Raw genomic sequence first — 13,513 nt, 5'->3', positions numbered from 1 at the left:
ATTTTCAGAAAAGATGATAGAAAATTAATTAGTTATACGAAATGATAAATAAATTCGTTATAATAGAGGAAGAAATGGAATGGAGGAATGATTATATGTTTTCTTATCACTCAGAATGGAATTTTCAAAATAACCATGAAAGTATTATTGTGGGATTATTTGACAAGTCTATTAAATTAGAAGGAAAGCTTCAAACATTGGATGAACTCTTCGATGGAGAGTTAACAAATCTAGTAAAAGATGGGGATATTTCAGCAAAGAAAAAGTCGATTACTGTTGTACATACTTTTGGGAAAATTGGAACAAAACGAATTGTTTTTGTTGGATTAGGAAAAGAGAAGGAACTTTCTTTTGACGAATTAAAAGAAATCTTCGGAGCAACATTTAAACGTATTACGAGTGAGAAATGGGTGGAAACAGCTGTATATTTGGATTCCTTTGTAACCGATGAAATAGTAGCACAAGATGTTGCTCACGCATGCAGTGAAGCATTTGGGCTCGCTACTTATGAGTTTGCAGGGTATAAACAAAAATCTAATGAACCAGAAAAGAAAATTACGGAAATTACCGTATATAGCGATGCAGAAGAAGAGGAAGTTACGGCATCACTTACTGTAGGCTATGTGTATGGACAGGCGACTAACTCCGCTCGCACACTTGTTAATCTTCCAGGAAATATGTTAAAAGCGACGGATCTAGCTAATTATGCGTTAGAGTTAGCAGAAAAATATGGCTTTGAAGCAGAAATTTTAGAAAAAGAAGATATGCTAAAGCTTGGTATGGGTGCATTGCTTGCGGTGAATCAAGGTTCAACAGAGCCTCCAAAAATGATTGTGTTGAAATACCAAGGAAAAGATAACTGGGAAGACGTGATTGGATTAGTAGGAAAAGGGATTACGTTTGATACAGGTGGGTATTCGATTAAGACAAAAACAGGTATTGTTGGCATGAAAACAGATATGGGTGGAGCTGCAGCTGTACTTGGTGCAATGGAAGTTATTGGTGAACTAAGACCGGAACAAAATGTCGTGGCGGTTATACCATCAACAGATAATATGATAAGCGGTCATGCGTTTAAACCAGATGATGTCATCACATCGATGAGTGGAAAAACGATTGAGGTATTAAACACAGATGCAGAAGGTCGCTTAGTTTTAGCAGATGCGGTGACTTATGCGAAACATCATGGGGCTAACTATCTTGTTGATGTAGCAACACTTACTGGAGGAGTAATCACTGCATTAGGAATGGAAACAACTGGTGCAATGACGAATGATGAATCTTTATTTGAGCAAGTGTTAGAGGCTTCTTATGAAGCAGGAGAACAAATGTGGAGACTGCCTATTTTTGAAAGTCATAAGAAATTGGTGCGAAATAGTCCGATAGCTGATTTAAATAATTCACCAGGTGGTGCAGGTCATGCAATTATGGGTGGGGCCTTCATTGGAGAATTTGCAGAGGAAACTCCATGGGTACATCTTGATATTGCTGGAACATCTACGCAAAGTAAAGCAACTGATTTAGGTCAGCCAGGTGCAACAGGAGCAATGACAAGAACACTAGCACTATTTGTGGAAAGATTTGAAAGAAATAAATAAAAAATGATTAATATGTATGCTTAGCAAGTCCCCCGTTCCTTCATTAAGAACGGGGGGCTTCTTTTTAAATGAGAGTGCTATGTTCTCTCAGCCAATTCTCCATCGGTTCTGGCATATTGGATTTAGCAACGAGACCTGCGTGACCACCTTCAAAAAGAACAAAGGATTTATCTTGGCTTGAAACGAGATCCATAATTGGCTCACAGAGTGAACTAGGAACAAGTGGATCATTCTTCGTAGAAAAGACAAGTAGATTAGAGTGAATGTTCTTCAAATTAACTTCTTCTCCGTTAATTGTTAGTCCACCCTCAATCATTTTATTATCTCTTACAAAGTCATTCATTAGTTGTTTCAGGGTAGCACCAGCTACAGGAATGTGATCAAGTGTCCACTTATTCATTCTTGCCCATTTTTCCGTGTAATTCTTCTCACCTGAACGATTTAAAAGAGCTAAATAATGGCTATATGATAAGGGAGCAACAAGTAATCTAGTCCCATATTTCACCGACTCTGGAGGGATTATCCCCATTTTATCAATCAGCTCTTCAAAGTGTAGCTCATCTTCGCGAAGTGCATGTAGCCAATTATTGTAATCTGGAAAGGCTGAAAAATCAATTGGTGAAACGGCAAGAATTAAATTTTTTATATTACGATTATCTAATGCTGCAAATATAGTAGCAAGTGTACCGCCTAAACAAAAGCCGATAACGGTAAAGGAATCTGAGTTTGCATGTCGCATTGCCCTTTTAAAGCCTGGTTGAATATACTTTGTTATATAATCATCAATCGTTAAATGACGATCTTCATAGGCTGGTATACCAAAATCAATTAAATAGGCATCATACCCTGCATTATTAAATGCCTCAATTAAACTCATGGAAGGACCTAAATCGAGGATATACGGCTTATTAACGATAGAATAAATAAGGTAGATAGATTCTTTATATTTTCTTTTTTTAGAAGGGTAGTACCATAAAGTTGCTTTATTTTTTTTCCAAATCGCGTATCTTTCTGATTGTCCAACAACCGGGTCGTACGACAATGTTTGAATAAACTTTGCTAGATTTTTTTTCGCCATAATTATATCGCCTGATTTGAAATGGTAGAAGTACTTAGTTCTTCTTTTTGAGCGTTCAATTGTTGTTTTGCGTATGCTAATTCATTTTGTAGGGTAGAAATTCTTTGTTCCTGCTCTGAGATTTTACTAGTCAACTGAGAGGAATAACCATCTGAAGGATTCAAGCTAAATTGTTCAATTAATTGTTTTACTTCTTTCATCATATTCGTCAATTCAAATAATTGGTCGTCAAGATTATCAATTTTTTCTTCTGATTGAAGAATTAGTTGGGTTGCATTTGCTAAATCTGTTTTAGTAGGAAGATTAATATAATTACTCAATTGTTCTGAGTAGTTTTGAATCTGGTCTAACTTACTAGACAATGGATTTGTTTTTTTACTTGTGAAATCAATGATAGAAATTTGATTTAAGCTATTTTTAATTCGGTTATTTAGCCGATATTGTAGTAAATTTCCACCTTTTTTTAATAACTCATAAAAGTCAATTGTAACATGAGCCATTTTCCTATCCCTCTTTCTTTTCTTTTTTTTGTGTGAACTTCTCCTATTCAAAGTGTAGAAGAAAGTCCACCATCAATAGCAATAATTTGTCCTGTGATGTAATCAGATGCTCCTCCTGATAAGAGAAGGATAATTCCGTCTAAATCGTTTAGCTCCCCTAAACGTCCTGCTGGAATTCTTGCGGTAATAAGTTTTTTATGATTTTCTAACACAGTCGTAATTTTGGTTGGGAAAAATCCTGGTGCAATCGCATTAACTTGTATATTATAAGGTGCCAATTTAATAGCTAATTCTTTTGTTAATGTAATAAGTGCTCCTTTACTTGTGTTATAGGCTATGGCGTCTAACAGCTGTGGAGATGTCCCGCTAAAAGCAGTGACAGAGGAAACATTAATAATCTTACCGTGCTTTTGTTCGGCCATCTTCTTAGCAACTGCTTGTGAAAATAAAAAAGAGCCTTTGAGATTTACATCGAGCACTTTGTCCCATTTATCTTCCGGGTATTCTAAGAAAGGTGCCATCCACGAAGTTCCACTATTATTAATTAAAATATCGATTGTTCCGAATTTTTCTATTGCTTTGCTAATAACATGATCGATATCCTCTTTCTTAGAAACATCACAAGGTAGGGCTAACACATTAATTCCTTTAGCTTGTAATTTAGCAGCTGTATTTGTACATTGTTCTAGGTTTCTAGAGCATATGACGATGTTTGCACCTGCTTCTCCTAGAGTGGTTGCCATTTGTTCTCCTAACCCTCGACTACCTCCAGTAATGATTGCAGTTTGATTCGTCAATTCAAATAGTGAATTCATTTTATTTACCATTCCTCCTGCTACATCTATTCCATATAGTATAGACAAGCAATGTCCTAAGGGTGAATAAATTGATGGAAGTACCTATGCCTATCCTGCACTTTATCCTTTACTAGCTCATACCTATTTAAAATTTAGCGGTATAAGGCGATAGCCCAGTCCAAAAAGAGGACATTCGCATAGAAAATAGAGTAGAGAGAAATAAAGTAAAAAAAGAGTGGAGGTAATTGCGAATGATGCATGGTTACCCATATCAGTATCCATATCCGCAGCAAGATTCAAGAGCTTGGTTTGCAGCACCATTTGTGGGTGGTTTATTAGGAGGAGTATTAGGAGGAGCTTTAGTCAGACCTAGACCACTTTATGGCCCAGTCCCATATGGTCCAGTTCCATATGGCCCAATGCCGTATGGTCCAACACCATACGGACCGTATCCTTACTACTAAAAAAGCTGTTTTGAAAATTTCATAAATGATTGATTAAAATAAAGAAGCAATATTTCTTCTTCGGATTATTTCAGGCTGTACGTAAATGCAGTCTGAAATAATCCATTATTAACAATGAAAAATTTAACGCCATCTTAATTGAACAGATAAATAGCAACAGTGGGGAGGTTTATTTTTATGGTCGAAGTTTAAGGTAATTCCATCTGGATTATAGGATACTTTAGGTATTTCTTTTACACCAATGGATTTAATTAATTGTTCGATTGTATCTGTTTTCGATAATTGAGCTGCATTCATTACTTCTTTTGAAAAGGAATAAGAATTAGCTAGCTGCTTTAAACAAGCTTCCACATCGGATAAAAGATTCAATGTATCCTTGGCAGAATCAATAAACTTGGAAGGATTTACTTCGGGAAGTTCGCGAAAATAGATAGGATAATGAAGATATGGATGGAATGCTGCAGGAGTAGGAGTATTGCGATGATAATATAGAGCTTGGTACATAGCGGACATTCCTTTCTTACGTAATATTCTAACTTCTTACATCCTATTCTTTAGAGGAGTAAAATATGAATAGAGAATAAAATAAAGACCTGAAATCATTTAGGTGGTTTGAACCTTTCATGATTTTCAAGTCATTAGAATAATGTAAACGTAGTGAAGCTCCGATTAGGAAGAAAAATGCTGGATTCACTTACTTCTTGCTTCGGCCTCTTTTGCCTGTTTTAAATCATCTCTTATCGTCACATCTGCCATTGGTATTTTACTATTATAAGCAGAGCGAATAATAAGCTGACCTGCTACTGGAGAGGTTAAGAAAATAAATGCGATAGCAAGAATTAAGCGAGAATTAAAAATTTGTTCTGCTTGGAAAAAATAAAGACATACACCAAGAAGGATACACATTACCCCTAGAGTTGCTGACTTGGACGCTGCGTGGCTTCGTGTGTAAACATCTGGCAGTCGTAATACCCCAATGCTTGCAACAAGGCTTAATAGGGCTCCAAGGAGAATTAGAATAGCAATGATAATGTTAATGATTGTCTCGGTCATTTTCGATAATTTCTCCTTTCTCCAGATATTTAGAAAAAGCTACAGTCCCAATAAAAGCTAAAATACCGATGAGAAGGATAACTTCCAAAAAGGCTGAAGTTTTTAATACTACTGATAAAATAGCGGTAATCGCAACTAGGTTTATTCCGATTGCATCAAGAGCAACCACTCTATCCGGAGTGGTTGGTCCCTTTACAACCCGATAAATAAATAAAATGGTTGAGATAGAGACGATAAATAAGGATATGTTCATGATTGTTTGGAACATCAAATACTCACCTCTTGTATGGCTTTTTCAAAGTTATGCTTGATACTATTAATCGTTGCCTCTTTATCACTAATATCCATGGCATGAATATAAAGAATTTTATTGTCCTCTGAAATATCCACTACAAGTGTTCCAGGTGTAAGGGTAATTAGATTACATAGTACAGTTATTTCCCAGTCCTTTGTTAAATCTGTTTCCAAAGCAAAAATTCCAGGTGTCACTTTCAGCTTAGGGCGAAGAATGACCTTTAATACCTCGATATTAGAAAGAAGCAGCTCTCTTAGGAAGATACCTAAAAGCTTTAAAATGGAAACAACTCGGTATAAATAAAACTTATCTGAGAAAAATCTCCTTGTTATATAGATAAGAATCAATCCGATAATGAATCCGATAAGAAATGTATCTGGAGCGAAGGAGCCTTTCAGAAACATCCAAATGAAACTAATTAGAAAATTTAATAATAATTGAAATGCCATCGTCATCACTCCTTTAATACGGCATGTATATAGTTTTCCGGTTGAAGCAAACTCTCAGCAGCTAGAGAAATATATGGTGAAAGCACTTCTACACCAATCCCGATAAGGAAGGAAAGAAGAACTAGTATACAGCCAGGTAATAAAAGTGTTTTTACAGGCTTTTTCATTACATTATCTGATTCTTCTCCCCAAAAACCTTTAACAAATATCTTAATTACAGAAAGCAATACAAAGAGACTGGATAGAACGACAATAAAGCTTCCAATATAATTGCCTGCTTGAAATGCCCCTTGAATGATAAGGAATTTACCGACAAATCCACTTAGTGGCGGAATTCCAGCTAGACCAAGTGCTGCAATGAAAAATGTCCAAGCAAGAAGAGGATATTTCTTCATTAACCCGCTCATGTATTTTAAATTGCTCGTTCCTGTGATATAAATCATGGCCCCAATTAATAAGAATAGAGCTCCTTTTATAATCATGTCATGTAATAGGTAAAAAATAGATCCACTTAGGGAAACAGCATTAAAAGTAGAGAATCCAAACAAGATAACTCCAATTGCCGTAATGATATTATAGATAATGATTTTTTTTACATCATTATAGGCAATAGACCCAATCGCCCCTAATATAATTGTGATAAGAGCAAGAATCCCTAATAAGGAAAAGACATAACTATCCTGGTAAAAGAATAGAGAATATGTTCTGGAGATAGAATAAACTCCTACCTTCGTTAATAGTGCGCCAAATAGTGCAAGTATCGGAATTGGAGCTGCATTATACGATCCTGGAAGCCAGAAAAATAATGGGAAAATTGCACCTTTTAATCCGAATACCAGAAGAAAAAGGACAGCAATTACTGTTAATATTCCTGTTCCACCAACTTCACTAATTCTCTCTGAGATAAGGGCCATATTCAATGTTCCGACAACAGAATAAATATAGGCTACACCGACAACAAAGAGTGCAGATGCTACGACATTTACAATGATATACTTCACTGTTTCACGTAGCTGTATTTTTGTATTTCCAAGAACAAGAAGTACATAGGAAGCCATCAGCATGACTTCAAAGAATACGAACAGGTTAAAAATATCCCCTGTTGAAAATGCTCCCGTTACGCCAACTAGAAGGAATTGAATCATTGCGTAATAAAAGTAATTTTCCCTTTCTCTATCGATTCCCTTAAAAGAATAGAGTAAGACACAGAATGCGATAATGTTTGTTGTCAGCACAAGAAGTGCAGATAACATATCAGAAACAATTGTTATCCCAAATGGAGCATCCCAATTGCTTAAATTTACGGTTTGAATACCTTCATTTTTGATTTTATCAATCATACATATTGAAACTACAATGGATGCACCAGTGCTCAATAAGGAAAAAATACGCTGTAAAATGATTTTCTTGTAAAAGAAAATCAATATAATTCCCATTAGTAAAGGAATTAAAATCGGAAATAGAATTAGATTAATCATACTTTTTCCCTCTCAATTTCTCCATATTATCTGTCCCTAGTTCTTGATACGTTCTATATGCAAGCACTAGTAAGAAGGAGGTTACGCCAAAGCTAATAACGATAGCTGTTAATATTAATGCTTGAGGTAATGGATCAGAATAACTTTCTGCATGCTGACCTAAGAGAGGGGCAGCACCTTTTTTTAAACCGCCCATCGTTAATAATAATAGATGAACCCCATGACTAAGTAGTCCTGTTCCGATAATAATTCGTAATAGGCTCTTAGAAAGAATTAAATACGTTGCACACATAAACAGAATGCCGATTATGAGTATCATTAAGAATTCCATTAGTCATCCTCTCCGATCGTTTGAATAATGGTCATTGTAACGCCCACTACAACTAAGAAAACACCTAGATCAAATAAAGCAGCAGTGTGAAGAGATGTTTCTCCTAATATAGGTAAGTGTACATGTTTATTGAAAAAATGGGTTAAAAATGGCTTATTAGACAGGACAGCAATCATTCCTGTCAGCGTGCTAATTAATAACCCTATTGCGGTAACATAGATAAAATTGACAGGGAAAATTTTCTTCACTAATTTTATGTCATAGACAATAAGTAAAAGAACGATTGCTCCGCTTGCCATTAATCCACCGATAAATCCTCCACCTGGTGTATAGTGCCCAGCAAAAAAGAGATCTACAGCGTATAGGAGTATTAAAAATACAATGACTTTTGTTATAGTTTGTAAAACTAAATTATTTATTTTCATTTTTCTTTCCTCCCATTCTCAAGGTTATCATGGAATAAATACCTATAGCAGCAATGGAAAGTACCGCGATTTCAAAGAGAGTATCAAATCCCCTGAAATCTACTAAGATAACATTAACCATATTTTCTCCTGCCGCTTTTACATACGTATTATCCACATAATATTGAGAAATGGATTCAAACAGTTTTGTGCTATAGGAAGCAATAGCAATAAGCATAACAACTAGTCCTACTAACACAGAAATTACTGCATTTGATAATTTAAAAGGAATGCTTTCTTTTTTCCTAGCATTTCGTGGTAAATGATAAAAACATAGTAAAAATAAGGCGACTGAAACAGTTTCAATTACTAATTGAGTTAATGCTAGGTCAGGTGCCCGAAAAACTACATAGAATAAGGATACGGTATAACCGACTGCTCCTAAAAGAATAATGGAGGTTAAACGTGATTTAGAGAACAAAATAGAGATAGTCGATATAACAAGAACAAGTGACAAAACTACTTCATAGCCTCCAATTGGTGCTAGTCGGGCAGTGTTTATTGTAAATGCATCCTTTGCAAATAATGTATAGGAAAGGATAAGGACAAAAAATGAAAAGATATAAAGTAAATAGGTTCTCAGAGACCCTGTCATATATCTATTTGTAAGCTTGTTGAATAGATTTTCTGTTTCTCCAAATAACCAATTATAGATTGAATTCCATATAACAGGAAAAGCCTGATAAACTCCGGTCCATTTTCTCACCGTTAAATAAAGGATTGTTCCTACTACAATAACTCCAATTGTCATAAATAGCTCAGGTTCAAAGCCATGCCAATGATAAATATGGAGATCATAAACACCTCCACCATAAATAGATGAAATGGCAGGGGAAAGAATGGTGTTTGATAATAACCCGGGAAATAAACCGAATATTACGACAAGAGATACTAATAAAATTGGTGAAATTAGCATACCCATTGGTGCTTCATGTGGCTTTGTAGATAATTTTTCCGGTTGATACTTTCCTGTAAAGGTTTTAAAGACAAGGATCATACTATATACGAAGGTGAAAATACTACCAATCCAAGCAATGATAGGTAATAACACACCCCAACTATCTAAATGAAACATATTGAAATCACGAATGTTCAGCATGCTCGCAAAGAACATTTCCTTGCTTAAAAATCCGTTAAACGGCGGGATTCCAGCCATGGATAATGAGCCAATCAAAGCAATAGCAAATGTAATCGGCATTATTTTCATCAGTCCACCTAAACGACGGATATCTCTTGTCCCTGTCTCATGGTCAACAATCCCGACCATCATAAATAGACTACCTTTAAATGTGGCATGGTTAACAAGATGGAAAACTGCAGCAGCTGTTGCAATATAATAAACACTTTCATTATTGTAATGGACGCCAGCAGCACCAATGCCTAGTAAAGACATAATCATTCCAAGTTGACTGATTGTTGAGTATGCCAGAAGTCCCTTTAAGTCAACTTGTTTAACAGCAAAAAATGATCCATATAATAGCGTAATAATACCAACAAGGGAAACAATCCAGAGCCAATAACCAGAAACGGCAAATACAGGACTTAAACGTGCGACAAGATAAATCCCAGCCTTAACCATTGTAGCGGAATGCAAATAACTGCTGACTGGTGTTGGAGCTTCCATAGCATCTGGTAACCAAATATGGAATGGAAATTGTGCTGATTTTGTAAATGCTCCAAGTAAGATACAAATCATTCCCAAAAGAAATAGTGGATGGGAAATAATTGATTCTTGTTGAACAAAAGTAATAATTTCTGAAATGTTAAATGATCCGGTCATTATATTGAGGAGGATTATTCCAGCTAATAAGGAAAGGCCTCCAAATACCGTTATAACCATTGATTTAATTGCACCATATCGAGAGTTACTTCGATTATTCCAAAAACCAATTAAAAGAAAAGAAGAAATACTTGTAATTTCCCAGAACATATATAGAACAATTAAATTGTCGGATAAAACAACGCCTAGCATTGCTCCCATAAATAATAGAAGATACACGTAGAATTGATTAATCTTTTCTTTGTTTTTATCTAAATAATAGATGGAATAGAGCATGACAAGTGCACCAATTCCAGATATTAATAGGGAAAATAGCATTCCAAGACCATCTAATTTTACTGAAAAATCTATACCTAATGATGGAATCCAGGAAATTGATTCTGTTTTTGCCTGCAAATTGGATGTTGCTCCAATGTTACTACAAAAATAAATAAACAGTAGAATTGGCAGTGGAAGTACAAACCATCCTGTATGTACTCTTTTCATCAATTTATATGCAATAGGAATCAATAGAGTGTATAAAAATGGTGAAAGTACAACCCAGTGAAGAATAGACACATTAAACCCTCCTTAAACAAAATCTTAAATGAAATGTCTTTGAAAATGACTGAACTTGTTAAAGTATAACGCAAAAAAAACCGCTGTGCACATAGGAAACTTGAAAATTATTGGACAATAAACTCTTCTATTAAATAGGAAGAAACCGGTCTAAAACGATAAAAAAATTTTTTTGTTTTTTGTGTAAAATACCTACCTTTTTGCTCAAACTAATGGAGAGGTGGTTATATACATGAATATTAAATCAAAGATATGTATTTCCATTTGTATATTTTCTCTTTGCCTTCTAGTAGGAATTTTCTTGAATAGCTTTCAAAAGAGAGAGTTTTATTCATTAGATGAGCTCTTACTAATAGAAGAGGACGACTCTCTTTTTCCAGAAGAAACGATGATTCCTTTTCAACCAAGAGAATATATTCGAAAAATGGCAGTAGAATAGAGCTTTGGAAAAAGAGGGACAACCTTTATATTTAGGGTTTGTCCCTCTTTTTATGTTTTACCGGAGTGGAGAAAATATGTGTAGAAGAATATTTTTTAGTAAACTATGTTGCTTATATGAAAGCAAGTATGTCCTCCTCCTTATTAAAAAAATCATTATAAAAAATACAGAAAATTGAAAAGGTTAAGTGATATTCTGTTATAATATAGGTAGATAAATTACAGGATTTAGCTTATGGATTAATAAATGATAAGAATTTCATTCGGAAGGTCAGTGGGACTTGCACGCACAATTCATGTGAAATATCGATGAAAAAGAAGGTGAAAAAATGGAAAAGCAACAGTATTTATTTATTGACTTTGAATTCACCATGCCAGAGAAAAGTATTAAGTTTAAGGGGTTTTATCCAGAAATTATTGAGGTTGGTATAGTAGCTGTTGTAGGTGATTCAATAAGGGAACAGTTCTCTTCTTATGTTGTACCCCGTAAGTTTTCAACACTTTCAAGGAGATGCAAATCTTTTCTACATATTTCACAAGAACAAGTAAATAATGGGATATCTTTTTATGATTTAATGAAAAAGCTGGAGAACATTAGCACTGGGTATCAAAATACCGTTGTTACATGGGGGAATATGGATATGAAAGTGCTGAAGGATAATTGCCAAAAGGCACAAATTCCATTTACGCTTCATTGTAACGAAGTAGATTTGTCCATGGAATATAAGCGTTTTTTCGGTGATAAAAACCAAACAGGCTTATGGAAGGCTGTCAGGGAGTATGGAAGAGAAGGTACCGGCAAACATCATCGAGCGCTAGATGATGCTTTAACGACATATCATATTTTCAAACTCGTTGAACAAGATAAAAAGTATATGGGAAAATCAAATCCACCAACAATTGGAGATTTGATTGATATGTCCAAACTTCTAAATAAGTTTGCTTAAAAAAAGACGAAGATAGCATTCCTCGTCTTTTTTACTTGTTTTCTTGAATTTCTATTGATTGAAGTATTAACCGCAAAATTTTTCATTCTTAAGTTAGTTTATAATATTCCGCATTTAGTATTTCTAAATTTTTCAAGCTTTGAGTTGCAAAGGCAGAATCGTCGCCCTTAAGCTCTTGTTGTAATTTTTTTAGAGCAGTTTGCAAAGAATCAGGATAAGAAGGGACCGATTCCTCTGTATATAACTTGACCATTTTCTTTGGAGCATTCATCTGTTCCCGATAGGAAAGTGCCTTTCTTTCATGAAAAATTTCAACCATTGCCTCCTTCGGCTGATGCAAATCCCCTTGCATGGGATGTTTTAATACCGCAAGTACACGCACTAAATAACTTTGAGGACGTATATCTGTTATTTCCCCTATATATTTTCCTGTTTTATAAAAAGCAGTCACGATAGAACCAATCGATAGCTCTGACATCTAATTCCCTCCAAATAGTATTCTTCTTTTTATAGTATCATAAATAAATCTTTTTGATAAAAGAGAGGAGCGCATATTAATCCTATTTTTTTCAAATACTATTTCCAAACCGTCTATGGAGGAACACAAATGAAAAAACTGTGCTTATTAGCGATTATCCCCCTTTTCCTAACCGGTTGTGCGGAAGGTGAAGTTACAAAGGTAAAAGTAGACATGTATAATGATGTTGGGGACTCTCTGGGAACGATTGAGCTACAAGAACAATCGGCGGGAGTAAAGTTGTCTCTAGATTTAAAAGGCTTAACACCAGGAATTCATGGTATCCATATACACGAGTCAAATAAATGTGATGCCCCGGATTTTAAATCTGCCGGAAACCACTTTAATCCAGACAATAAAGAACATGGATTGCTTCATCCAGAAGGCGCCCATGCAGGTGATTTGCCTAATATTTTGGTAAAAGAAGATGGCACGGTAAAAGCAGAGCTAATGGCACCTCAAGTTACCCTTAGAGATGGTAAAACATCATTATTTTCTAAGGAAGGAACTTCTATAGTTATTACTGAACAGCAGGATGATGGAATGACTCAACCGGCTGGTGATTCTGGGGAAAGAATTGCATGCGGTGCTATAAAGAAAAAATAGAAAAAAGACAGGAGGACTTCACGACGGAGTCACCTGTCTTTTTTCTTGAAATAGATTCTTTTTCATCCCACTCTTTGACTTCCGTATGACTCTCTCTTCGTCATGAGAATTCGAGAAGGATTTACTGTCGATTGAATGGTTCAACTAGCCATCAGAGGGA

17 protein-coding genes are annotated in these 13,513 nt (G+C 35.2%); 5 read left to right on the top strand and 12 right to left on the bottom strand.

Annotated elements, in window-relative coordinates; genetic code table 11:
• The first annotated feature begins 95 nt into the window (after positions 1-95).
• Positions 96-1,598, top strand: a complete 1,503-nt coding sequence (locus NYE52_RS16840; RefSeq protein ID WP_341194109.1) for a leucyl aminopeptidase — start codon at positions 96-98, stop codon at positions 1,596-1,598.
• 64 nt (positions 1,599-1,662) lie between these two features.
• On the opposite strand, the gene NYE52_RS16835 is transcribed toward NYE52_RS16840, so the two are convergent.
• The 3 genes from NYE52_RS16835 to NYE52_RS16825 are packed head-to-tail and all read right to left on the bottom strand — an operon-like array spanning position 1,663 to position 3,991.
• Positions 1,663-2,676 carry an alpha/beta fold hydrolase gene (locus NYE52_RS16835; protein WP_341194108.1) on the bottom strand — a complete coding sequence of 338 codons (1,014 nt, stop codon included), beginning with the start codon at positions 2,674-2,676 and terminating at the stop codon, positions 1,663-1,665.
• Positions 2,677-2,678: 2 nt separating this feature from the next.
• The gene (locus NYE52_RS16830; protein WP_341194107.1) at positions 2,679-3,176 is read right to left on the bottom strand and encodes a hypothetical protein; all 498 of its coding nucleotides are present in this window, start codon (positions 3,174-3,176) and stop codon (positions 2,679-2,681) included.
• A gap of 47 nt (positions 3,177-3,223) precedes the next feature.
• Positions 3,224-3,991, bottom strand: coding sequence for a glucose 1-dehydrogenase (locus NYE52_RS16825; RefSeq protein WP_341194106.1), 768 nt, complete (start codon positions 3,989-3,991; stop codon positions 3,224-3,226).
• A 233-nt stretch (positions 3,992-4,224) separates the two neighbouring features.
• Here NYE52_RS16825 and NYE52_RS16820 point away from each other — a divergent pair, with 233 nt between their 5' ends.
• Positions 4,225-4,437: a hypothetical protein gene (locus NYE52_RS16820; RefSeq protein ID WP_341194105.1), complete on the top strand. Its 213-nt coding sequence runs from the start codon at positions 4,225-4,227 to the stop codon at positions 4,435-4,437.
• 123 nt (positions 4,438-4,560) lie between these two features.
• On the opposite strand, the gene NYE52_RS16815 is transcribed toward NYE52_RS16820, so the two are convergent.
• The 8 genes from NYE52_RS16815 to NYE52_RS16780 all read right to left on the bottom strand — a co-directional run bounded on the left by NYE52_RS16815 (position 4,561) and on the right by NYE52_RS16780 (position 10,845).
• Positions 4,561-4,941, bottom strand: coding sequence for a hypothetical protein (locus NYE52_RS16815; protein WP_341194104.1), 381 nt, complete (start codon positions 4,939-4,941; stop codon positions 4,561-4,563).
• A 186-nt stretch (positions 4,942-5,127) separates the two neighbouring features.
• Positions 5,128-5,490: a monovalent cation/H(+) antiporter subunit G gene (gene mnhG, locus NYE52_RS16810; protein WP_341194103.1), complete on the bottom strand. Its 363-nt coding sequence runs from the start codon at positions 5,488-5,490 to the stop codon at positions 5,128-5,130.
• Complete coding sequence (locus NYE52_RS16805) at positions 5,471-5,758, bottom strand: Na(+)/H(+) antiporter subunit F1 (protein WP_031536929.1); 288 nt, start codon at positions 5,756-5,758, stop codon at positions 5,471-5,473. Before NYE52_RS16805 ends, mnhG begins: the two co-directional genes overlap by 20 nt.
• Entirely contained in the window at positions 5,758-6,234 is a 477-nt protein-coding gene (locus NYE52_RS16800; RefSeq protein WP_341194102.1) for a Na+/H+ antiporter subunit E, read from the bottom strand. Before NYE52_RS16800 ends, NYE52_RS16805 begins: the two co-directional genes overlap by 1 nt.
• A gap of 5 nt (positions 6,235-6,239) precedes the next feature.
• Positions 6,240-7,712, bottom strand: a complete 1,473-nt coding sequence (locus NYE52_RS16795; RefSeq protein WP_341194101.1) for a Na+/H+ antiporter subunit D — start codon at positions 7,710-7,712, stop codon at positions 6,240-6,242.
• Entirely contained in the window at positions 7,705-8,043 is a 339-nt protein-coding gene (locus tag NYE52_RS16790; protein ID WP_341194100.1) for a Na(+)/H(+) antiporter subunit C, read from the bottom strand. The genes NYE52_RS16795 and NYE52_RS16790 overlap by 8 nt, the downstream gene beginning before the upstream one ends.
• Entirely contained in the window at positions 8,043-8,468 is a 426-nt protein-coding gene (locus NYE52_RS16785) for a Na(+)/H(+) antiporter subunit B (RefSeq protein WP_341194099.1), read from the bottom strand. Before NYE52_RS16785 ends, NYE52_RS16790 begins: the two co-directional genes overlap by 1 nt.
• Positions 8,455-10,845: a Na+/H+ antiporter subunit A gene (locus tag NYE52_RS16780; RefSeq protein WP_341194098.1), complete on the bottom strand. Its 2,391-nt coding sequence runs from the start codon at positions 10,843-10,845 to the stop codon at positions 8,455-8,457. Before NYE52_RS16780 ends, NYE52_RS16785 begins: the two co-directional genes overlap by 14 nt.
• A gap of 232 nt (positions 10,846-11,077) precedes the next feature.
• On the opposite strand from NYE52_RS16780, the gene NYE52_RS16775 reads away from it, so the two are divergent.
• The gene (locus NYE52_RS16775; protein ID WP_341194097.1) at positions 11,078-11,284 is read left to right on the top strand and encodes a hypothetical protein; all 207 of its coding nucleotides are present in this window, start codon (positions 11,078-11,080) and stop codon (positions 11,282-11,284) included.
• A gap of 328 nt (positions 11,285-11,612) precedes the next feature.
• The gene (gene kapD, locus NYE52_RS16770) at positions 11,613-12,230 is read left to right on the top strand and encodes a 3'-5' exonuclease KapD (protein WP_341194096.1); all 618 of its coding nucleotides are present in this window, start codon (positions 11,613-11,615) and stop codon (positions 12,228-12,230) included.
• A gap of 88 nt (positions 12,231-12,318) precedes the next feature.
• Here the strand turns inward: kapD and NYE52_RS16765 are convergent, their stop codons facing one another.
• Positions 12,319-12,708, bottom strand: coding sequence for a kinase-associated lipoprotein B (locus NYE52_RS16765; RefSeq protein WP_341194095.1), 390 nt, complete (start codon positions 12,706-12,708; stop codon positions 12,319-12,321).
• A gap of 129 nt (positions 12,709-12,837) precedes the next feature.
• On the opposite strand from NYE52_RS16765, the gene NYE52_RS16760 reads away from it, so the two are divergent.
• Positions 12,838-13,353, top strand: a complete 516-nt coding sequence (locus NYE52_RS16760) for a superoxide dismutase family protein (protein WP_341194094.1) — start codon at positions 12,838-12,840, stop codon at positions 13,351-13,353.
• Positions 13,354-13,513: the final 160 nt, after the last annotated feature.

Origin of the sequence: Niallia sp. FSL W8-0635, assembly GCF_038007965.1 — a bacterium.
Taxonomy (GTDB): Bacteria; Bacillota; Bacilli; order Bacillales; family Cytobacillaceae; genus Niallia.
Note: the sequence above shows the minus strand (reverse complement) of the source record. Positions and strands in the feature narration are given on the sequence as shown.

Coding starts and splice junctions, on each gene's coding strand:
- NYE52_RS16820 (WP_341194105.1), top strand. CDS start 4,225: ATGATGCATGGTTACCCATATCAGTATCCATATCCGCAGCAAGATTCA.
- NYE52_RS16825 (WP_341194106.1), bottom strand. CDS start 3,991: ATGAATTCACTATTTGAATTGACGAATCAAACTGCAATCATTACTGGA.
- kapD (WP_341194096.1), top strand. CDS start 11,613: ATGGAAAAGCAACAGTATTTATTTATTGACTTTGAATTCACCATGCCA.
- NYE52_RS16760 (WP_341194094.1), top strand. CDS start 12,838: ATGAAAAAACTGTGCTTATTAGCGATTATCCCCCTTTTCCTAACCGGT.
- NYE52_RS16775 (WP_341194097.1), top strand. CDS start 11,078: ATGAATATTAAATCAAAGATATGTATTTCCATTTGTATATTTTCTCTT.
- NYE52_RS16840 (WP_341194109.1), top strand. CDS start 96: ATGTTTTCTTATCACTCAGAATGGAATTTTCAAAATAACCATGAAAGT.
- NYE52_RS16785 (WP_341194099.1), bottom strand. CDS start 8,468: ATGAAAATAAATAATTTAGTTTTACAAACTATAACAAAAGTCATTGTA.
- NYE52_RS16805 (WP_031536929.1), bottom strand. CDS start 5,758: ATGTTCCAAACAATCATGAACATATCCTTATTTATCGTCTCTATCTCA.
- NYE52_RS16765 (WP_341194095.1), bottom strand. CDS start 12,708: ATGTCAGAGCTATCGATTGGTTCTATCGTGACTGCTTTTTATAAAACA.
- NYE52_RS16835 (WP_341194108.1), bottom strand. CDS start 2,676: ATGGCGAAAAAAAATCTAGCAAAGTTTATTCAAACATTGTCGTACGAC.
- NYE52_RS16790 (WP_341194100.1), bottom strand. CDS start 8,043: ATGGAATTCTTAATGATACTCATAATCGGCATTCTGTTTATGTGTGCA.
- mnhG (WP_341194103.1), bottom strand. CDS start 5,490: ATGACCGAGACAATCATTAACATTATCATTGCTATTCTAATTCTCCTT.
- NYE52_RS16830 (WP_341194107.1), bottom strand. CDS start 3,176: ATGGCTCATGTTACAATTGACTTTTATGAGTTATTAAAAAAAGGTGGA.
- NYE52_RS16800 (WP_341194102.1), bottom strand. CDS start 6,234: ATGGCATTTCAATTATTATTAAATTTTCTAATTAGTTTCATTTGGATG.
- NYE52_RS16795 (WP_341194101.1), bottom strand. CDS start 7,712: ATGATTAATCTAATTCTATTTCCGATTTTAATTCCTTTACTAATGGGA.
- NYE52_RS16815 (WP_341194104.1), bottom strand. CDS start 4,941: ATGTACCAAGCTCTATATTATCATCGCAATACTCCTACTCCTGCAGCA.